Genomic DNA, 22,499 nt, shown 5'->3' on the forward strand with positions numbered 1-22,499 from the left:
CTGGAACTAATGAAATCAATGGTCGCGCTTCAATCTATCCATTGAATTCTTTCTTTTGTTATTAAGTCGAACTTACCAAATGGACTTGTGCATTTTTAATTAATTACATTCCAGATGAAATTCCAATTAGTATTTTTCAAAACTTTAAATAATTTTATATAAAATATGCTGAGTTGATTAGAAGATTCAATGAAATATTTGAAAAAGAGGATTAGCTAAAATCTGTTAAACAGTTAAGTTAAAGTGATGAATTCATTATTAAACTTAAGAGAATAATTATCTTAATAATACCTTCTCCATTTTACATGTTTTGAAAAAGAAACTTCATCTTCTAACGCTTCTTTATTCTTTCTTCTCTCTTCTAGAATTTTATCTTTAGTAAAAGTCTTATTTTGAATATCCAATAATCTACTCTTATTTAAAATATTTATAATCTTCTCAAAATCTTTATAGTAAACAAAAATGGCATCTAATTCTTTACTCCACTTCTTTACCATTGAAGAAGGAAAAACTTGATCTACTAAAAAAACACAATAGGACTGTGAATATAGTTTACTAAAGTAAGAAAAATTATTTTTAGCATGTTCTACGTAAAGATTAGTATACATGCTATCATTCTCAATCTTATAATATTTCAAACTGTGCGGTGACGAAAAAGTTTTGCATTCCATAATTACTACTTTGTCATCTTTATCTCGAAAAATTATATCTATTTCTTTTTTATGAGATTTATCACTTACTAATTTTTCGTTTGATTCTACTTTATAATTAGTCTCCCGTAATTTTCCCATAATATTTTTTTCGAAATTATGTCCCCTAATATTTTCCCACTTCTCACATTTATTCATTAAGTTTGCTATAGTATAAGTTGCATCTAAACTATAACAAATAGGTAAAAAAACAGTATCTCCAAAAATAAATGGAGCATCATAAATATCTCTTTGATAAGTTAATTTCTTAAGCATCTTAGGAATAAATTTTTTATATTTGTTAGGAAAACCAGTCAATAAATCTCTTACTTTATAATAAATTCTTATATTATTTACAGGCTTACCATAATAAATAGGTGTCCCTATTTGCTGATCCAATATTTTTCTCCCATTCCATTGAATTACTTCAATAAATAAAACCCATACATAAATTGGTATCTCATATAATGTTTCTTTACCAAATTTATTATGATCCACTTCTTGATTTTTATCGTTCATATTAATTGCCTCTTTTATATAAAGTTGTCCAGCAATTCCATCCAGAGCAGCTAAAGTAGACTTCTCTACATCTTCTAAGCTATTCAACCGCTTATTATTTCTAACATAGAATTTATTAGCCTCTTGTTGACGTTTTTTTTCATTAATATCTCGAGTGGCTACAAAATTTTTACAAAAGTCATTATGCGAATCTATCAGGAAAGAATCTTCATTTCTATGCCAAATAATTCTTCCATCTCCATACTTCCAAGATGATACGATGTCATAGTACATATTCATATTATTATCTTTTAATCCAGGAGTAAGTTTTTCTAAGTCTTCTATATTATTTAAGACTGGGAGCCTTTTAGCAGCAACTCTAGAGAATGAATCTGTTATAATCTCCATTCGTTGACCTACTGATTGCAGTGCATCTTCTCCATAATAAAAGTTAGTTTGATAAGCCTCTATAATTTGATCAAAAAAAGAGCCGTAATTTAAGCACTTAGAATTTAAAATATAAGTTTTAATTTTAGGCAAATAATTTAAATCTCTTCGCAATAAAAATATCTTATTTTTTATAATTGGACTATCAACTTTTTTTCGTATGTTTCCTAATAAATCATAAAATTTAAAGTATGTTTTTGTTTTTTCTCCTAGATCATTTATTAATGCATTACTACTTTTTAGTAGGTCAATAATCCTTTCCAACTTTTTTATTTTGATTTCTGACTTTTTTATATATCCATCAACTAGTTCATAAAACTTATCTAGATTACCATTCACTATTGAAATACTTCCTATATAATCGTTTTCAATCGCTATACTATTAATTTTACACTTAGCCTTTTTCGACACTAATTTTTCTCCTTAATAAATTAATCCATAAATTTAGTTTTAAATACATTTAAACTTGTTTGATAATCTTTTAAATTTTTCGCCTTTTTCATTTAACAATCGAGGATATCACGTTCCCAATAATCTAAATATTAAAGCATTCCTTGGTAGTGTGGCGCTATTATCTTTATCTCTACTTATCCAATCTCTAATTATTGTAAATATATCTTTCTCGTAAATTAATTGTTCTTATTTTTCTTTTAGTCAAAATAAGAACGATTTAGTTTTATGAATTCATTTAATGTTTTTTTCCAATCCATCTATATCTGTACCTTTCATGTAGATCATTACTTTTTCATTTCTTGAAGAGTTCTGGCTATTTCTGCTAAAAATGTTTCTTCATTATTTCCATCTTTAATTTTAAATTCTAGATCAAATTCTTTGTTGATATTGAAAGTAAATGTATCCTTAAATTTATTTCTTTTATTTTGTTTTTCATGTCTAAAATATTCAATTACAACATTTAATTTTCCAGCTATACCATCGGGTAAATAAATCATGTCATCTTGGCCTGGTGCAAGGGTAGTATCTTCTCAGATGGATAAATCAATATTCTCATTTTCTTCTGTCAGCCAATTACTTGTCATACTCTTTATATCAGCAGTTACTTTTCCAAAATTCTTTATTACTAAATATCTATTCATTGAGTCAACTAAACGATAATGCCTAATTGAAACGACAACATTAGGCCTATTATTTTTCCAGGTTGTCCATGCAGTGTATATCCATGATGATATTGCAATCAGTAATGATACTACTATGCTTATTGCAGAAATCCAATTACTTATATCCACTTCTTAATTCTCCAAATTTACTAATTCTATCACTCAAAATTCCCATTATCATACTCATAAGCTACAATGTCACTTGCATAACCCTCTTCATCTATTAATCTCCGAGACTTTTTAATAAAAGAATCATAATTAAAGAAGTCTGTTCTTTTATTTATGCCTTTTTGCTCAATCAAATAATTGAAAAAGAACATTGCGGTATAATACATAACCTCAAAATTTTCATCAAAGTCATTAAATTTATCACTAAATTCACCATAACTAGATAATTCTTCAAATAGATTAAAAATATTTTGTTTTAATTCTTCAACTTTATTACTATCATTTTCTTCTTCAAGCATCAATTCCTCATAATCATCTTTGAGCAACTCATGCAATAATTGCATAGTCTGAACTTGTTTGCTTACCTCATGTGCTCTCCAAGAACCAGGAGTGGCTATCTTCTGTAATAGTTCTTTAGCTGTGCTATTGGCAATATCTTTTCTAGAAATATCAGATGGTATACTGTCGGATATAAATTGGTCAGGTACATCCAACGCCTTAGCCAAATCATGAATTAAGTATCCCGGAATAAATCGATCTCCTCTTTCATAATTTCCAATTGTAGCCGATGAAATACCCACACTTTCACCTAACTGTTTCTGAGTAAGTCTTCTGATTTTCCGTATTTTATATAAATTTCTTCCAATTACCTTGTTTTTATCTTCCATCTTGCCCTCCTTATAGCAATTAAACTTTGTATGTATAGTTTATATCTCAAGTTGTATTTTATCTGGTTTCAATTTGTTTGATAATCTTGGTCAATTTTGCTATTTAATGACACAAAGAAAACAAAAACGAATATTTCATTACACAAAAAACGGCTCTATAATGTTTCCTATTGATGACTTATCTATAGGCGTCAAATAATCTAGTGTATTGAAAAAGCGTGCGATTTCAAGTGTTAGTAGAATTCGCGCGCTTTTGTGTTCTTTATTTTGAACCGATTGAGAAGCCCTTTATCAGCCAGTCAACCTGCTCATAAGATAAAGCTTGAACTTCATTCCGAGGCCAGGTCATTTTGCCGTTTTCAAATCTTTTGTAGAGTGGCCAGAATCCTTTCCTTGGCCGTCCCAATAAAGGACTTTAAAGCGATCTTTTCTGCCGCCACAGAAGAGGAAAATCTTACCACTAAAAGGATCAAGATCAAACTGTTCTTGGAACAAAGCTCCCAGTCCGGCAATGCCATTGCGCAGGTCGGTAGTCGGTCTTGCCGCAAACGATATAGACCTGTCCCAAGTCGCTAAGCCTGATCATGTTGCGTTGCTGGCGCAATTTGGATTTCTTAGGTCTTTCCGGGTGATTGAGTGCCACGATGGGCTGTTGTTTTTCAAGCATAATTTATTTTAACTTCCATAAATTTAATGAGATTAGAATACCTGAAAAATAAGGACAAAAACAGACACCTGATTATTTGACGCTTACATTAGGTTTGATGAAAAAACACGATTCTAAAAAAGCATCAAACTACCATCAAGTAGCTTAATGCTTCTTCAAAATTATATTTGATTTCTATCGACACCATTGACAAAGAATAAAAATATATAGACAAAACTATTTTTTCTAATAATGAAACTTAAACACCAATTGCAATATTACTATACAGTAAAAACTACATAAAATATTTTTCTTTTGGATAATTATACTCTATATTTTTACCGTTTAATAAATCAAAAAATTTCATAGCAAAGTACAAATCATGAATTGCAATTCCATAATTATATACTAAGATTCGTTGATCATTATTGGTTCTACCCTCTGCTTTGTTGTTTAAAACATCTGTAATGTTAGTAACAGATTTAAATTCATTAAAATATTTAAATCCCTTAATTTGCTCAATTTCATCTGTAAAAACTTTATCAAAAAATACATCACAATTTTGAAATCCCATTGTAGAAATAGGTACAACGGTTACTCCCTTTTTAAAACATTCATTAGAAGCAAAATTTTCTGTTGCCTTAGTAACAGCTGAAATTACAACATCAGAGTTTGAAATAACATCTTCATATGTATCACAAAATACAAATTTAACATTCTTTAAATAAGAAAATTTATTAGCAAATCTTTTTTCTTGATTATGATGCTTATAAAGCTTAACAGTATAATTTTTTTCTTTATCTAATTTAGCAACCAACGTTTTTAAAAAAACTGTCATAATGTTACCTAAACCAATTAGACCCAAAATTTTAGAATCTTTTTTAGAAAAAAGTTCAACAGAATGAGCAGCAACTACTCCAGTTCTAAGCGTAGTAATATATTCAGCATCCATAATCCCTTTAAGAATTCCAGTGTCAGCTTCATAAAGCATAATATCTCCCATCATTGATGAGCGATTTTCTTCTTTTTTTAAATTATGTCTACCAATCATCTTAACTATTGCAAGATTTTCTTTATCATAAAGAACTGGCATAACATTATAATAATTATCATTTTCTTGTGTAATCCGTGATTTAGGTGGCATTTCAAAATCTGATTTATTCTTTAGAGCATAATCAACCCAATTATACCAATCATTTGGATCGAAATTTGCTGCAAATTCTTTAATGGTTTCAAAATCTATAATTTTCATTTTTTCCTCTATCTATTAAACAAAATTGGTAATAAATAAATTGATAATGCAAAAATTGAAACTATTATAGTTATATATTTCCAAATAGCATATTCATGATCAATTTTTACCTTTTCTTTCTTAGTAGGTTCAGCTATTTGATCCACTTGTTCGGCCACTTGATCTAAATCAACTATATTATTATTCTTCTTAATAAAAATAGCATAAATAATTGATAATATGATAATAATTACGGCCGTCGTTAAAGCAATTTGATCAGCAAATATCAACATTACAAGATAAGTAATAACCGTGACAACAACACCCACCATAGCCATTGGAGCCTTGTACGGGCGTTTCATTTTTGGATATTTTTTTCGCAATCCAACAAATGCCAAACATCCTATGATATAACAAATTGCTAAAGAAACAAATGAAACTGAAGCAATATAATTAATTGATCCAGTCAATATCAAAATAATGTTAATAATTCCCACAGTAATAACAGCAATATACGGTGTTTTATATCTTGGATGAATCTTTTCCATAAATTTAGGTAAAGCATTATCTTTTGCCATTGCATAAATGTAACGTGCAGGTGCTGCAATGCCTGGATTTATTGTAGATAGATCCCCACCAAAAGCAATTCCTATACAGAGAAGAATAAGTGGAAAGCCCGTCATTCCTATAATTTTTAATCCATCAGCATAAGGAGCAGTTGCCGTTGATAAAAATCCATAATATTTATGGGAAACTAAACCAACTAAAAACCATTGAAACAATGCATTAACTGCAAAAACTAGAAAAACAGAAATTTTTAATGCCCTTGGTAAAGTATATTGTGGATATTTTGTTTCCGAACCCATTGACACACAAGTTTCAAAACCTGTATAACACCACCAAACTAAACCAAAAATATACATCAACTCTTTAAATGGTGGAAATGAATTCATTTCCAAGCCACCGAAATAACTAAGATGAATTCTAGGAATCATATAAAGAAACCAAAGAATTGAACATCCCCAGAAAAAGAAAACGAATGCCGTTTGTGCTTTTCCTGACATTTCAATTCCCCGATAATTTAATATCAAAAAGGCAATAATTAATAAAACTGCTATTACTCTAGAATCAATTTGGGTGGCCCAACTAAATCCAAATTGTTCAAGTAATATCTTAAAATAATTAGCAAATGACAGAGTTTCCCCTGATCCAATAGCAACAACCGAAACAATGTATTGCCACCCGGCTATATTGGCCCACATTCTATTAAGTCCATATTTAGCATAATTATATGTACCACCTGCTACTGGAATCATCGCCGACATTTCACCATAAAGCAAACACGGCCAAATAGATATTAATAATGCTCCAAAAGTAAATACAATAATCCATGGCCCAACTTTGCCAATTTGGGCCGAACCGGTTGTAAAAAGCCCTACACCTACAACTGTTCCAATTGTCATACTAATAGATTCTTTTAAACCTAATACACGAACAACTTGATTATCTTTTTCCATTCTAATACTTTCTATAAATGATATCTATTAATTACGTATGTTGAATACTTTTCAGCCATTTTTTTCCAATTATAAAGTGATTCCCCCATATTGGCTCCACATGATTCACGATAAACGGCCCAAACGAACCAATAATAAGCAATAATGGCAACATAAGCTAAATAGTGAAATTCTTTTTCTTCACTATATTCATCACCTAAATACTCTTTAATGAACCTAATGGCATCTTCAAAATCGTACATCGCATCAACAATATAGTATCCAACATCAATTCCTGGATCAGAATAACCTGCATATTCCCAGTCAATTAGTAAAACATGATCATTAGGTTCAACCATCCAATTATGACAATAAGTATCACCATGACAAAAACATTTTTTAACACTATCTAGAAGAGTTCGTTTATATAATTTATAAACCTTTTCTTTTAAAGTCTTATTCTTACTAAATACTTTAGAATCTTTATCTTCTATCAATTTTTCCATGGTTTCAGCATCTTCCCATGGCTTCATTCCATAATCCACTTTCACATCAGCCGAATGTAATCTTCTTAAAACTGGAATAATCTTTTTACTATCTTCAAAGTCATTATATTTTGGCTCTCTAAATTCTGGAATATAACGAGATATTTTCCATCCTTCAGTAGAGTCCATATAGATGTAAGTCGGATCCACATCAAATTTCTTCGCTATTAGCAATGACTCTTTTTCATTTTTACGATTAACCACCTTCTCTGTACCAGTTCCTGGATGACGATAAACATAGTCTTCTCCATGAACTCTGAAAACAAAAGAGGTGTTGGTCATCCCTTCTTTTATAGGTCTAAAGTCAACGATGTCTTCTTCTTCACATCTAAATATTAATTTTATATTACGTAAAATTTGACTATTAGCATGTCCTACAAATTTTTGATCAAAATCTCTTAATTGATCAAAATAATCAAATTCAAAAATAGTATTTACAGGATATTCTTTAAAGTAATAATTTGGAAAATTATTTAGATTATCTTTAACTAGCCATTCCCAAAATTGATTATTATACTTCCCTACTTTTTGATCCGATTCTGCAATTTTTATAAATTTTTGAGAAAATTCATTAGTCCAAAATGTATGTCCTAAAAGGATATCCCCACTTGACATAGATTTCTTCATATCAATAATTTTATCTTCATTATCAGTAATTGCATACATTTCATCGGCCTGAGAATCTGATTCATAACCTGCATAAAATGAATTATATTCAAATTTATTAAAAGGATTATTTATAAAGTATTGATCACAAGGACAAATATAAGTATTACTAAGTTCATTTTTGGCCAAATATAAACTTTCAATGTTATTTTTAATATTGTATTGATCATTAATGATTAATTTAACATCATATTTATCTTTAAGATAATAAAACATCTCTTTCTTATAGCCTAAAACAACTGTAATATTAGTGATTTCTGCCTCTTTAAGTTGTTTTATTTCTCTTTCGATAAGCCTCTGTCCTCGTACTTCAAACAATCCTTTCGGATATTCTAGTGAAATAGGAATAAGTCTTGTTGCAGCACCGGCGGCCATAATCACTGCATTTGTTACCTTATAAGGTTGTAGTTTATTTATTCCTTCATCGGTTATCTTATTATTTCTAATTAGACCTTTAGTAATGCAGTTTTGAACTAACTTTTTATTATTTAATACACGTTGAGTTTGCTTATCTAATAAAATAGAAGATCTATTATGCGACTTATTATAAAAATAATTTAATAGCTTAAATTCATTAATATCCATATGTTTCTCCAATAAAAAAGCTACAACAACCTGTAGCTTTTTTCTATTTATCTATATAACTAGAATCTAACTGCGCAAGCTCATAATAATTATCAATTTCCATTATATCAGACTTACTACATGGTCTAATTTCGACCTGATAATCTTTAAAATTCAATTGTAATGGAACCTGCTCCCAAAAGATATCTTTACCATTTTCAGTATTAAAGAATCTTGCCCAATCTCTATTTAACTTTTTACAATCCTCAGGAGTCCAATAAGAAATACCATAGTAATTCCAACAATAAGTATTTCCTTTTTGATAATTTCTTATATAACCATTATCATCCATTTTAAAGCTCCAGTCGTCAGTTTCTAATGACCAAGAACCTAAAATATTACTTGCATATTGATACTTAGTAATGATATCTGGATTAGTAATGTAAAGATCAGCTTCACATAAATATGCTCCACCTATAAAACTATTTTTTAATAAAATTGCTGAAGAAATATTATTGTATTTATCGTAATTATTATTATCAATAAACTTAATAAATGGATATTTTTTTAACAAATCATCAAATTTTTCTTTTTTATAACCTCTAACAATAGTTATATCTTTAATATCTACGGCAACTAATGCATCTAATAAGGTTTCAATAATTCTCTTACCATTTACTGTAACCATAGGCTTGGGCTTATCATTAGTAGCCGGCATCATACGTGAACCAAAACCTGCTGCTAAAATTACGGCTTTCGTTACTCTATAGGGTTCAAGAGACAATAATCCTTTACTACTTATTTCTAAATAATCATCTTTTTTATTTATTAGTCCATCTTTTATCATCTCAGAAATATCTTTAGTAATTTCTGTATTTGAAATAGTCAATGTATCTGATAACTGTCTATGAGTATATGCGCCTGCTCCATATTTTTCTAAAAATCTAAGTACTTCAAATTTATATTTAGTTAACATATTTTATCCCCAAATAATCAGTAAAGCATGCAGTTCACAATATTTATTGATCAACACAACAGTAACTATCCACAATTTTTAGTTAACAGTTTTTTTGTATAAGTCAAAGCCATGTTTATTAATTCGTTCCTCAACAGGTGGTAATTTTCTCCAATCACCATATTCGATTGTTAAATATTTATCATAATTCTTAATAACCTTAAATTTATGACCTTCAAAATCAGCATCAACATAGTGATTAAACCAATTACGAGGAAATACCTTTTTAGCGGCTTTATCATAATTAGCACCAATAGAGAAACCAATTGTATCGCTTACAACATCCGTATTCAAAGTATTTAACTTTTCAATCTTATTCACTAAATTATTTCGTAAACTATTTCGATTAGCGTATAAAATACTTCTAAATATCTTATGCAATTTAGAATCTTGATTCTTTATTCTATTTCCAGCAAACAATAATCTTAAATTTAAATCAACCTTTTTTAAATACTTAATATATTTATTTTGATTAACTGGAACACTATTTATTGGAAAAATATCTACCCAACTTCCGCCACTATCTTTCATGAACTTAAAATTTGCAACAGTTGTATTATCTTCTAACTTTAAATATGGATATATATAATTTTCCTCATTATTTTTTTCTTCTGAATACCCATGTAGTATAAAACGACCATTTTTATTAATTTCATCACCTAATGAAATTAACTTTTTATAATCAACATATGGCATAGCAACGTCAATGTCATCGTCCCATGGAATAAATCCTTTATGCCGTATAGCACCCAATAAAGACCCAGCATGGAGAGTATACTTTAAATTGTACTTTCTACAAATTTGATCAAAATATACTAATGTTTCAAGTAAAGCTTCTTTTATTTCTATATCATTTAATTTTTTTAGTGCCATTTGCATATCCTAATCTCTTTTCATAACCTGCGTTTTAAACAAACCTACAATTTCTCGACGTATTAAATCAATAATTGTAGCAACTATATAAATAATAATTGCTATCAGAATCTCGTATATAATAATATATGAGCTATTTTCATATTGCTGTGCTCTAATTATTTTTCCCCACAAAATTGGAAAAAATACTGTTTGACAATGAATCAAATAAACAGCAAAAGTCGAAGCGGCAATTGTATTTATAAACTTACTATGTTTTATATCTATATTCTTAAAAATTAAAAATAATGATATGCCCGCTATCGCCTCTAATGGACTAGATGTAGTTAAGAATGCACTCCATGATTTTGGCCTAATAATATCTAATATGGTTATAGATAAAATCATTAAAATTACGGATAAAATAAAAGTTAATATATAATATTTCATATTTGCTTTAGAAAAATCTTCTTTATATTTTTTTATATAACCACCTATAAAATAAATATACAAAAGATTAAATATAGAATTATTGTTAGTGACTACCGTTATATTTTTTAAATATGGTAATAAGGATAACATCACAAATAATATTATAATAAAGATATTGTATTCTTTTTTATTCATTTCTCTAATAAGTTTATTAGAAAATGGTATTAATATATACATACCGATATATGCTGAAACATACCAATAATTCCCTGTTAAAACTGGTAGGAAAGATTTTAAACTAAACTTAAAATTTAGTGGTGCGGTATTAGTAAAGACTAAAATTAAATAAATAGCTATTGAATAAAATAAAGTTAGTCCCCATATATTTTTTAATGCTCTTCTTTTAAAATTAGATGTACTTAGAAAATAAGCAGATATTAATGTAAAAGCCCATACTCCCATTTCTCCGCCAATCCATAAAGATTGAATAGATACTTTATGTGCCAATGGCATCGTTGAATATGAAAATTTGGTTTGCCAAGTAGTATGCCCTAAAACAATCAAAAACATACTGACTATTCTTAATAACTCCAAATTTGATAATCTTTTTTTCATTTAAAAACTCCAAAAATATAAATTTAATTCTTTGCTAGCTTTGAGATTAATAAATCCTTAAATTGCTTAACTATAGGAGTTCGTAATAATATAAGTAAAAATACATAAACAATAATACCTACAAAAATTTCTAGTAACATCATTAACCATGATTCTTTTAAATATCTATTCATCCAGAAGACTACTATAAACATAAGTAATCCTGAAATAAAATATTTCCAAGAACCTTGAAATAATAATTTATAACTTAATGAATGTCTCACAACCCATAATTGATACAAAGTTACAGCACATTCAGAAATAACAGTAGACCACATCGCTCCATTAAGTCCCCAAAGCTGAATTAAAGGTACATTTAAAATAATATTCACAAAAGCACCCACTGTTACTGATACAGTAAATTGCTTTACTCTATTGAGTGGAAGTAAATACTGAACTCCGATGACATTACTCCAAGCAATCATAAGTATAACAATTGCTTCAATCATCATTGCCTTACCCACCGGTTCATACCCTGGCCCATAATACATTGGAGCCAAAGTTAAAGATATTGCTGCAACTCCAAACATCATTGGATACGCAATCGCAGAAACAAAGTCAAACGATTTATAAAGCATAGCATTAACTTGTTTCATACTTCCTTTGGACACTGCATTAGCAACATGAGGAAGCATAACTGTTCCTGTAGCTGTCACTAAGGCCAAAATCAATTTAACTAAATTATCAGAATATTGATAATAACCAGATGCAGTTTCACTAACCATGCCGCCAAGCATAGTCTTATTTAATTGCACATATACTTGGGTAGCAATTTGTGGAATAAATAATTCAATCATTGGTAAAAAATGGGGCCAGGGATTTAACGACTTAATATTAATTTTAGGTAAATCTCTTCTAACATTAGGCCATAAGGTTAAATTACCTAATAATGTTGAAACAGCTAAAACTATAATGTATAAAGTTACATCATTAGGATTTTTAACAAGTAGAAAAATAGCAATCATTGAAACTATCTTTACAAAAGAATTCTTTAGAACTGTAACTTTAAAGTCTTCAATTCCCTCATAAAACCAAGAAATGTCAAAGGCAACTGCAATTAAATTAATTGATTGTGCCCACATGTAATTTGACTGACGAGTATAAAAAATCATGAAAACTTCAAATGCAATACATGCAATTAATGTCATGATCGTTTTAACAATTTGGATTTCCCAAAATGTTTTTGCCATCTTTTTACTATTTTCTCGTACATAAGCTATTTGTCGATTACCATAATATCCTATACCCATATTAGCAATTAGTATAAAATAATTAATTATAGAATTAGTAAATGCATTTGCACCTACACCTTCTGGACGTAAAACACGACTAACATATGCAGAAGTAATAAGCGGAACAATAATTGCAAGAATTTGATATTCTACATTATAAAGATAGTTTTTTATAACCTTCATTAGGCTTAATCACCTAAATTTTCACTAACTGCTTTCAAAGCAGCATCAATCACTTGATCCATGTTGTAATACTTATACTGACCAAGACGTCCACCAAAGATAACTTTATCTTGCTTCCTAGCTAATTCAGCATACTTAGTATACAAATCATTATTTCTATCATTATTTACTGGGTAATAAGGTTCATCCCCGCGATGCCAATCAGTAGGATACTCTCGGGTAATAATTGTTTTATCCTTATCGCCTTTTCCAAATTCAAAATGTTTGTGTTCAATAATACGAGTATAAGGAATTTCAGCTTCAGTATAGTTAATAACAGCATTACCTTGATAGTTGCCAACGTTCTTTTCTTCAGTTTCAAAGCGAAGTGAACGATATTCTAGTTCACCTAATTTATAATCAAAGAACTTATCAATCATACCTGTGTAAACTACTTTATCGTAGTTCTTAAGGTATTCATCCTTCTTATCAAAGAAATCCGTATTTAACTTAACAGTAATGTTAGGATTAACTAACATCTTTTCTACCATTTGAGTGTAACCTCCAATGGGAATGCCTTGATAATCATCATTAAAATAGTTGTTATCATAAATTAATCGAACTGGAAGTCGCTTAATAATGAAAGCAGGAAGTTCAGTGCATTTTCTGCCCCATTGTTTTTCAGTATAACCTTTAATTAACTTTTCGTATATATCTCTACCAATTAACGAAATAGCCTGTTCTTCCAAGTTTTGGGGTTCTTTACCTGCCATCTCTTGACGCTGTTCATTAATCCTATCGAGAGCTTCTTGTGGAGTTCTTACTCCCCACATTTCGCTGAAAGTATTCATATTGAATGGCAAATTATACATATGTCCTTTGTAATTAGCCACTGGACTATTAGTATAACGATTAAAGTCAGCAAATTGATGAACATAGTCCCACACCTTCTTATTAGAAGTATGAAAAATATGGGCACCATATTCGTGAACTTGAATACCATCTACTTCTTTAGTATAAATATTACCTGCAATGTGATCCCTTTTTTCAATTATTGTTACTTTGTTTCCACGTTTTGCAGCTTCATGGGCAAATACTGCGCCAAACAAACCAGATCCAACTACTAAATAGTTCATAATTATATCCCCTCTACTTCATATCCTTAGCAAAAAGTAAACTTAGAAATTTCCAAATTATAATTGATAAAATGATTGAAATAATGTCAAATGCCTCGTAAAACTTATTAGAAAAGAACGAGAAAGCAATACATGGTGCGATAGTTCCACCATAAAACAATTTATAAAAAGGAGCAAAATTATTACTATTTCTTTTTGCTGCCTTATAGATCCATTGAGATACTGCAGCCATTACAAATATTAATATGGCTACTCCTTTATAACCAAAATCATATAACCATGGATAAAATGTAGTATAAACGTTTCCCAAGTTATACCCATTTATAAATTGAAATGGTAAATCTAAATTATAAATTGGGATTCTCAACCCGACATGTTTTATAAGGAACAATATAATTTTATAAAACGTTTGTTGTCCAAATATATCTCCAACAATAGGAAAATTAGCTGTAGTTATAAATCCATTTAAATTTTTTAGTTCCGCTCCAACATATATTGATATATAATCAAACATCCTACTAGAAGCCACATTTCTTCCTACCAATGTGGCTGACCATTGCAAAAGTAAAAGCACAGCTATTACACTTAATATAATAATTGATATATACTTTCTATTTTTCTTAGAATTCCAATTACTCTTCCTTTGCTGAATCATTAGCGTAAAAACTGCTAAGCTAATTAATCCGTATATAGTTCCACCCCTTGAACCACTCAACATGGGACTAAAAATTCCGATCAAGGCTTCTAAAAATAAAATCCAACTGAAATGTTTTTTTAAAGTCAATTCTCTTATAAAGAGATATTCTCCCAAAATTCCTACATTCTGATTAAAAGTTTCCATTAACCCGATATACGTAGGTAAAGAGTAATTTACTATTACATAACCATTAGCACTTTTATTTATTAGATTTATAGCATTAGAGATATTAGATTGACCAGTTACTCTTTTTATTTCTAATACTATTATTAGAATAAAAAATAATTGTAAAATTTCAATTCCCAATAATTTTAAATATCCTTTATCTAATAAAAATATTTTTCCAAATTTATTTAGATTTTTTTGAGTAGTTTTTTTGGATAAAAAATCTATTAAGTAACAAACGATAATGAATTCCAAAATACCTAAGCAAATCACCAAATAAGTTTTTAAATCAAAACTATTACCCCAATTATTAATATTAAGCATTAAAAAAAATGAAGCAAATAAGAAAGACAAACTAAACAAAAAACTTGGAGAGATCCAATCTTTATGATTTGCAAAATAGGCTACTGCTGTTAGTATTAAAGTTGTAAAAAATAAATAATATATCATATTTGTTTCCAACCTTTGCAACTATTCTTCATCTTCATTTACTTTTTCAATTGTGGGATTAAAAAACATACCTGCAATAGTTCCTTTCAATTCTGTTTTTATTCTTAAAAACTTATAATTTTTTGAATAAAGTAATACCTTAGTTGGTTCAATAATGCTACATTTTACTATCCATTTTACTAAATCCTTTTTACTTCTTCTTTTTCGTTCGGTAAATACAGCATTCCTTCTAGAATAATAATACCTACCAATTCTTTTTTTATCAGCTTCAGTAATGATATCTACTCCAATGTTACTCTTAATCTTATGCTCTACTATAGAATTATTAACTAAATAACCCTCAAATCCATTTTGAGTAATTCGCAATGTATATTCAACATCGTCTCCCCAAATAAAATAATCAGTTATTGGTAAACCGATCTTTTCAATAACTTTTCTGGGAAACATAATAGAAACAAATGAAGCATATTCTACTTTGGTTAATCCTTTATCAGACAATTTATTCCATTCATTAGCTGGTGAGGGAACATTCATTACAGCAGGAGTTCCATCTTTCCATCTAGCATTACTTACTAAAAAGCCTAAATCATTTATTAAATCAACATTTTTTGTTAGTTCATATAAAGCACTTTCACTAGGAATAGTATCATCATCCATTATCCATACATAATCGGATTTACTTCTCTTTATAAATTCATGTATTCCGAAGTTAAATCCACCTGCTCCTCCTAGATTTTTATTCATATGAATAGGAACAATCTTAGGAAATTTTTGTGATAGCTTTTTTAAAAAATTCCACGTATTATCTGTAGAATTATTATCAATGACAAAAATGTTTTCAACTGGATAATTCTGTTTTAATATTGCATGCAAACATTCCTTTAATAAAGTCAATCTATTAAAAGTTACAACAACACAATCTACTTTTCTTTTCATTTTAACAACTACTCACTAATTAATTCTTTTTCCACTCGTTTGGCCTCAACATCGATATCATATCTCTTTTTTTCAAAATTAGAATGGATTTCATCATTACTTATTCTGCTATGATATTTATGAATCCTTTTAATATCTTCTATCCAAAGCTTTTTTGAAGTTTCTAAACTTTGAAATGATATATTATTATTTATTGTAATTTCTTCTGGACTTACACGATCAGATGCTAAAATAGGCAATCCATTGGCCTGTGCTTCAAGTAACGCAACACTTAATCCTTCAAATAAAGATGGGAACAATAACATATCAAATGAACTATACCAGCCGGCCATATCCTTTTTTTGCCCAACTAATAAAATGTCATTTTGTAATCTACGAGACTTTATTATATTTGTGATTTCTTCTTTATCTTCACCATCGCCTACTAAAACTATTTTAGCATTAGGAATGAATTTTTTGATTTCGGGTGTTAAACTTATAATAAATTTTTGATTTTTTTGAAAATTTAATCTACCAACATGACCTATTACGAAGGCATCTTGGAGTCCAAGCTCATGACGAATTCTATTACGTTTTTTATCATCAAACTTGGTTTTATTTATATCAATAGCATTTCTAATGATTTTATAATCTAAGTTATCTGGAAACATCCATTTTCCTGCAACATTAGAACATGCCCATAAATCTGTTGCATAATTACCAATTTTGGCTCGATTGGCATAATGTAATTTTTTATAAATTTTACCTTTAATTCCAGGTATAAATATTTGCGAATTATGACTGTGTACAATAATACGTTTTATATTGTATTTTTTTGCTAACTTAACACTATAAATATTTGATAAATCGTTTGCATTAAACCAAAAACTATCATAATTTGATGCTATTTCTTTAAAAAGTTTATCCATCTCTCTATAATACCGAAATGGATTTTTCCCTCTTTTAGAGGTATAAAATACGTTTCCCCCTAATTTATCTATTTCATCATGATATTCAATAAGATTTGAACTATTGCAAATAAAATCCAAACGTATTTTATCTTTATCAAATCGACGATAATAATTCATTATTGCACTTTCCAAGCCACCATGAACTGTTTCATCAGTAAAACCGTATACTAATACTTTATACATATCAATAAAATCCCTAAAATCTAAATTTTTATTACTCTATATAGTCTATTCTAGGATGAAAATTATGACCATCCTTTGTTCCAATAAATATAGTTGTTAACCTTTGCCATTTGTGATCTGGAGCCTTACTAATTACACGTTCTATATGCAAGCCTAGTCGTAAATATTGATAAACTTTTTCTTTAAATCCTGCTTCTCTAAATAAAACAACTTCATTTCTATATGCCAATCTATATCTGTTTATACGTTGAAAATCATCTATAGCTATATTAGACCCTGAATTATTTTTAGTTTTATGAACTACTACACTAGTATTAACTAAGTAAGATGGATACTTATTAGATATTCTTTGACTATACTCCAAATCGTCCCCCCAAATAAAAAATTCTTTTATTGGAAGGCCTATCTCTTTAACTACTTCACGTTTCAGATAAAATGATACAAAAGTACCCATTTTAATAGGAACTATTTCGCTATTAAAATCTTCTACCTTCTTTGAAATACTTATTTTTGGTATATTCATTTTACAGATATTATTATCTATCCACAAAACTTTACTACAAAGGAAACCATAATTACCACCTATCTTTTTATCGATCACTTTAAGATTTTTCAATGCATCTTTTGTAGGCAAACAATCATCATCCATTAACCAAAAAAACTTATATCCTAGTCTATAGGCTAATTTTATTCCCTCATGAAATCCACCTGCACCACCAATATTTTTTCCTGTAGCATGATATATTATTTCATGAGATTTTTCTAAAGATTTTAACATTTCTGAGGTACCATCTGTACTCATGTTATCAATAATAATAATATCTACTTTTTCTGTTTGTTCCTTCAACTTCTTAATACATTCGCTTAATAATTTTTTTCTATTATAAGTTACTACAATAGCCGCTGTATCACTCATTATATCTTACATACTCCTAATGATTATTTAAAATGTGTTTGCGTACGAATTCCCATTTTCCTTTTTAAAAGAAAAACAGCTTTCTTAAAATTATTTTTTCCACCCAGCTGTTCCCATTTAACTTCAGTATATCTTTGCTTTGTAGTATCGAGCCATACATCCATAAGAAGTTCAGAAATATAACCAAATACTCTTTTTTCCTGTACAGAATAATCAGCAATATCAACTCGATTTTCTACTTTCTTCAATACACAAAAAATAAATTCACAATATGAATTAAAGGTATCTCGCTTCATCACAAACATGTTAAACATATGCGCTTTCCTTCTTCTCATAATAGTATCAAAAGAAGAAAGATAGTCAGGGTAAAACTCTTTAATCACTTTTCTAGTTTCATCTAATGGCTCTTTATGATGTGCATGAATATAATGTGAATAATTAGTCTCAATGTAATAATTTCGTACCTTAGGTAAAATTACATCATACTGCTTTAGTAAGTCTTCAATTTTTTGAACGTTCATTACATTTTCCAAATTATAAGGCTTAGTATCAAAAAAGAGACGACGATAATGGACCAATCCGATAGCATCAACATCTTTTAAATTTTTCCAAGCCCAATAAACTGCAGTAAGTTCATTGTAACTTGGATTTTTAAATGAGATGTTATCTCCTTCGTCATCTCTTTGATACTCTATTCCAGGTTTATAATTTTTAACTGCACCAACTAATACTGGCAAATATCCTTCAGCCTTTGGCATAGGAAATTTTTTATGTGCAGCAACCATTATTACAGTTTTTATTTTAACCACTCAACTTTCCAAATAGGGAATCCTTAAAAAGCTCCATCTTTCTTCAAAATGCTGATACAACAAGCAAAGAAAACTTTTACATCATACCAATAAGAGGCATTTTCAACATAGCGCAATTCAATATCACAACGTTCTGGATAGCCAATGTTAGCACGCCCACTTGCTTGCCATAAACCTAATGCACCTGGTTTAACTGATAAAAACTCATTAATTCTATTACCATATTCAACCATTTCTTTTTTTACAATAGGACGTGGCCCTACTAAAGCCATTTCTCCAATTATAATATTTAAAAATTGAGGTATTTCATCTAATGATGTTTTTCTAATAAAAGCCCCTACTTTAGTAATTCTAGGATCTTCGCCTTCCGGCAACTTAAAGCCATTGTCCACATATTTTTTATACAATTCAGGATTACTTTGCAAAATTTTATCAGCCTGATAAACCATTGATCTAAACTTGAACATACCAAATGGTTTACCATTTTTTCCGATTCTTATTTGCTTATAAAACGGACTATGACCATCTTGAATAAATATAATAATTGATAAAACTAAAATAAGTGGAGATAATACTACTAAAGCAACAGAACTAACTATTATATCCGTAACTCTTTTAAAGAAATGGTATATACGATGAGTATTAATATTCTCACTTACATCTTCTTTATCAATCATACTACTCTCCATCATAAGATTGTCGTGTCCTCTCTATACAATAATATTTCTTCAATGTTTCTTCTAAAATAACCAAAACTTCTTTTTCTTCTTTGTTGTTAAGGGCTGCCAGTTCAATTGAACATTGTCGCCATTAACAATTGCTTGCGCATTATCGCGATATTCTTGAGCCTTTTCACTTCCAAACTCATTGCTCAGCTTTTGCAAAGCTTCGCTATATTCATAATCTCGTTTGGGTAAGTCGTGAGCGTCAGACGCAAAGCAAGCACATTGTCCTGCTTCAATGAATTTACGGCTCATTTCTTCAATTTCTTTACCAAAAGTTCCAACATAAGAACTTGCAGTAATTTGAACTAAACATCCCTGCTCAATTAATCCCTGCAAGATTGACGGATTCTTCAAGATCCGACTATTTCGCTCAGGGTGAACAATGATTGGTGTGATACTGCGCTGCATGACTTGAAAGATCATATCTTTGGAATAAGCCGGCACATCATCACTTGGAAATTCCAACAACATGTATCTGCCATCTTCATCCAAGAACAAGATGTCATCATCATCTAAAGCTTGAGGAAGATCACCAGAGATTCTCACCTCTTGCCCAGGAAATACTGTTAATGGAATTTTGGCCTCATCAAGCATTTTTTGGAAGTTATCAGTTAAGCGAATCACATCTTCTTTATGATTTAAATATCTTCCATTTAAGGTGTGGGGAGTCATAACTGCATGAGTTATGCCATCTTTAACAGCGTCCTTAGCTAATTTCATTGATGTTTGCCAGTCTTTTGAACCATCATCAATCCCTGGCAAGATATGACAATGAATATCAACTAATACCATTACCTCTTAAACCTTGAAAGAAAGCCTTTCTTTTCACTTTCACCGTAACCATAGCCGTATCCATAACCATAGCCATAACCGTATCCTGCATTTTCAGAAGATACATCATTCATGACATAGCCTAAAATTCTAACCTTAGCGAACTCAAGCATATCAACTGCTCTTGCAATAGCTTGCTTTTGAGTCTTACCTTGACGAACAACAAGTACAATACCATCAAGGTGACTTGCAAGTTCTTGAGTATCGGATACTTCAAGAACAGGTGCCAAGTCGATAATAACTAGGTCGTAGTGACTCTTTACCAAGTCAATGAAAGTTCTCATTCTTTGCGAACCAATTAATTCGGCGGGGTTAGGTGGGATTGGACCTGCAGTTAAGATTGAGAGATTTTCGATTCCACTTTCTTCAACGACATCTTGTAAGTTGATCTCCTTAGCTTCTGATGTAAGCACAGTAGTTAAGCCAGTGTTGTTTCTTACATTGAAAGTCGAATGCAAGGTTGGACGACGAAGGTCTCCATCAATTAACAAGGTTTTAACACCTGATTGAGCGTAGGTGATTGCCACATTAGCAGTTATAGTTGATTTACCTTCACTTACATTAGCCGAAGTGAAAGCTAATGTATTAATTTTATGATCAACCGCCATGAAATTAATATTAGTTCTAATAGTTCTAAATTGTTCTGAGACAACACTTTGTGGGTCTGCAACAGTAATCAATTTAGCACCCTTTTTCATAGTTTCGTTAGTGCCACGTCTTTTTCTAAAGATTGCCATGTTTGCATCCCCTCCTATACCCTACGTCTCTTGTTTTGCTTTTTATTAGTATTCTTATTCAACTTGAATGAAGAAGATACATTGAAGTGAGCAACTTGACCTAAGTCGATTAAGCCTAAGTTTTGAGTTAAGTAATCATCGTCACGAACAGTGGTATCAGACATTTCACGAATAAGGATTACTGCAAATGACAATACTAACCCAATTACAAATCCTGCAATAGTAATCATCTTAACTTTAGGTGCAGTTTGATTACCCATAGTTGCTGGAGCAACAATAGTAACGTTGTTAACATTCATGATTCCTGAAATTCTGTCTCTGAACACACGAGCAACTGCGTTAGCTTCAGCTTGAGCCTTCTCTGGCGTATTAGTAGTTGCACTAATTGAGAAGACTTGTGATTGTTGTTGAGTTGAAACAGATACTTCCTTAGCTAATTGCTTAGCTGAGACTGAATATGACTTACCATCTCTTTCAACGACAGCAGGTTGAGCTGCACGAACTAATTTACGGGTGCCATCTGCATCAGTTGTATACTTGGCAGGCTTAGCTTTCTTAACTACCTTAACTGGATTTTCCAAACGTTTAGAAGCTTCTTGCAAAATAACTGGACTAGTTACGATATCCTTATAGGTAGTAACTAACTGCATGTTAGCTTGTTGAGTAGTATAAGCCGCATTTGGATCATTCTTATTAGCCTTTTGGTTAACTAAGATTTGAGCAGATGAAGTGTACTTAGCTGGCATAATGAAATCTGCAACAGCAAAGGCAAGTACACCAAGAGCCACACTCCAAAATATGAGTGCCCAAATATGCTTACGGCAAATTCTCAATAACTGCATCAAGTCAATTGTATTTGTAGTAGTTTCTTGTTCTTTCATTAA

General features: G+C 29.9%; 23 protein-coding genes. All 23 read right to left on the reverse strand.

Going from position 1 to position 22,499, the window contains the following annotated elements; translation table 11 throughout:
• Positions 1–281: 281 nt before the first annotated feature.
• A complete protein-coding gene (locus tag NFR82_RS04430; RefSeq protein ID WP_251717080.1) occupies positions 282–2,045 on the reverse strand; it encodes a hypothetical protein in 1,764 nt (587 codons plus the stop codon).
• A gap of 326 nt (positions 2,046–2,371) precedes the next feature.
• Positions 2,372–2,584, reverse strand: coding sequence for a hypothetical protein (locus tag NFR82_RS04435; protein ID WP_251717081.1), 213 nt, complete (start codon positions 2,582–2,584; stop codon positions 2,372–2,374).
• A 33-nt stretch (positions 2,585–2,617) separates the two neighbouring features.
• Entirely contained in the window at positions 2,618–2,878 is a 261-nt protein-coding gene (locus NFR82_RS04440) for a hypothetical protein (protein ID WP_251717082.1), read from the reverse strand.
• Between the two features lie 29 nt (positions 2,879–2,907).
• The gene (locus tag NFR82_RS04445) at positions 2,908–3,585 is read right to left on the reverse strand and encodes a helix-turn-helix domain-containing protein (protein ID WP_251717083.1); all 678 of its coding nucleotides are present in this window, start codon (positions 3,583–3,585) and stop codon (positions 2,908–2,910) included.
• Positions 3,586–3,847: 262 nt separating this feature from the next.
• Positions 3,848–3,991, reverse strand: coding sequence for an IS66 family insertion sequence element accessory protein TnpB (gene tnpB / locus NFR82_RS08835; protein WP_277612420.1), 144 nt, complete (start codon positions 3,989–3,991; stop codon positions 3,848–3,850).
• The gene (gene tnpB / locus NFR82_RS04455; RefSeq protein WP_251717084.1) at positions 3,931–4,080 is read right to left on the reverse strand and encodes a transposase; all 150 of its coding nucleotides are present in this window, start codon (positions 4,078–4,080) and stop codon (positions 3,931–3,933) included. The genes tnpB (NFR82_RS08835) and tnpB (NFR82_RS04455) overlap by 61 nt, the downstream gene beginning before the upstream one ends.
• 446 nt (positions 4,081–4,526) lie before the next feature.
• Positions 4,527–5,483 (reverse strand): hypothetical protein, encoded by a 957-nt coding sequence (locus NFR82_RS04460; RefSeq protein ID WP_251717085.1) that lies wholly within the window; start codon positions 5,481–5,483, stop codon positions 4,527–4,529.
• A gap of 8 nt (positions 5,484–5,491) precedes the next feature.
• On the reverse strand, positions 5,492–6,979 hold the full coding sequence (locus NFR82_RS04465) for an APC family permease (RefSeq protein ID WP_251717086.1): 1,488 nt from the start codon (positions 6,977–6,979) through the stop codon (positions 5,492–5,494).
• 11 nt (positions 6,980–6,990) lie between these two features.
• The gene (locus tag NFR82_RS04470) at positions 6,991–8,754 is read right to left on the reverse strand and encodes a phosphotransferase (protein WP_251717087.1); all 1,764 of its coding nucleotides are present in this window, start codon (positions 8,752–8,754) and stop codon (positions 6,991–6,993) included.
• A 43-nt stretch (positions 8,755–8,797) separates the two neighbouring features.
• A complete protein-coding gene (locus NFR82_RS04475; RefSeq protein WP_251717088.1) occupies positions 8,798–9,709 on the reverse strand; it encodes a sugar phosphate nucleotidyltransferase in 912 nt (303 codons plus the stop codon).
• A gap of 78 nt (positions 9,710–9,787) precedes the next feature.
• A complete protein-coding gene (locus NFR82_RS04480) occupies positions 9,788–10,627 on the reverse strand; it encodes a LicD family protein (protein ID WP_251717089.1) in 840 nt (279 codons plus the stop codon).
• A 3-nt stretch (positions 10,628–10,630) separates the two neighbouring features.
• The gene (locus NFR82_RS04485; RefSeq protein ID WP_251717090.1) at positions 10,631–11,647 is read right to left on the reverse strand and encodes an acyltransferase; all 1,017 of its coding nucleotides are present in this window, start codon (positions 11,645–11,647) and stop codon (positions 10,631–10,633) included.
• Positions 11,648–11,670: 23 nt separating this feature from the next.
• Entirely contained in the window at positions 11,671–13,101 is a 1,431-nt protein-coding gene (locus NFR82_RS04490) for an oligosaccharide flippase family protein (protein WP_251717091.1), read from the reverse strand.
• 5 nt (positions 13,102–13,106) lie between these two features.
• Complete coding sequence (gene glf / locus NFR82_RS04495; RefSeq protein ID WP_251717092.1) at positions 13,107–14,216, reverse strand: UDP-galactopyranose mutase; 1,110 nt, start codon at positions 14,214–14,216, stop codon at positions 13,107–13,109.
• Positions 14,217–14,229: 13 nt separating this feature from the next.
• Positions 14,230–15,528, reverse strand: a complete 1,299-nt coding sequence (locus NFR82_RS04500) for an O-antigen polymerase (RefSeq protein WP_251717093.1) — start codon at positions 15,526–15,528, stop codon at positions 14,230–14,232.
• Between the two features lie 21 nt (positions 15,529–15,549).
• On the reverse strand, positions 15,550–16,464 hold the full coding sequence (locus NFR82_RS04505; RefSeq protein ID WP_251717094.1) for a glycosyltransferase family 2 protein: 915 nt from the start codon (positions 16,462–16,464) through the stop codon (positions 15,550–15,552).
• A gap of 8 nt (positions 16,465–16,472) precedes the next feature.
• Positions 16,473–17,597, reverse strand: coding sequence for a glycosyltransferase (locus NFR82_RS04510; protein ID WP_251717095.1), 1,125 nt, complete (start codon positions 17,595–17,597; stop codon positions 16,473–16,475).
• A gap of 31 nt (positions 17,598–17,628) precedes the next feature.
• Positions 17,629–18,513, reverse strand: a complete 885-nt coding sequence (locus tag NFR82_RS04515) for a glycosyltransferase family 2 protein (protein WP_251717096.1) — start codon at positions 18,511–18,513, stop codon at positions 17,629–17,631.
• A 23-nt stretch (positions 18,514–18,536) separates the two neighbouring features.
• Entirely contained in the window at positions 18,537–19,313 is a 777-nt protein-coding gene (locus NFR82_RS04520) for a DUF4422 domain-containing protein (RefSeq protein ID WP_251717119.1), read from the reverse strand.
• A 32-nt stretch (positions 19,314–19,345) separates the two neighbouring features.
• The gene (locus tag NFR82_RS04525) at positions 19,346–19,999 is read right to left on the reverse strand and encodes a sugar transferase (RefSeq protein ID WP_251717097.1); all 654 of its coding nucleotides are present in this window, start codon (positions 19,997–19,999) and stop codon (positions 19,346–19,348) included.
• A 63-nt stretch (positions 20,000–20,062) separates the two neighbouring features.
• A complete protein-coding gene (locus NFR82_RS04530; protein WP_251717098.1) occupies positions 20,063–20,839 on the reverse strand; it encodes a tyrosine-protein phosphatase in 777 nt (258 codons plus the stop codon).
• Positions 20,839–21,615: a CpsD/CapB family tyrosine-protein kinase gene (locus tag NFR82_RS04535; RefSeq protein WP_251717099.1), complete on the reverse strand. Its 777-nt coding sequence runs from the start codon at positions 21,613–21,615 to the stop codon at positions 20,839–20,841. The genes NFR82_RS04530 and NFR82_RS04535 overlap by 1 nt, the downstream gene beginning before the upstream one ends.
• A 14-nt stretch (positions 21,616–21,629) precedes the next feature.
• On the reverse strand, positions 21,630–22,496 hold the full coding sequence (locus NFR82_RS04540; RefSeq protein WP_251717100.1) for a YveK family protein: 867 nt from the start codon (positions 22,494–22,496) through the stop codon (positions 21,630–21,632).
• Between the last annotated feature and the right edge of the window lie 3 nt (positions 22,497–22,499).

The sequence above is a fragment of the Lactobacillus agrestimuris genome (assembly GCF_943193025.1).
GTDB classification, from domain to species: Bacteria; Bacillota; Bacilli; order Lactobacillales; family Lactobacillaceae; genus Lactobacillus; species Lactobacillus agrestimuris.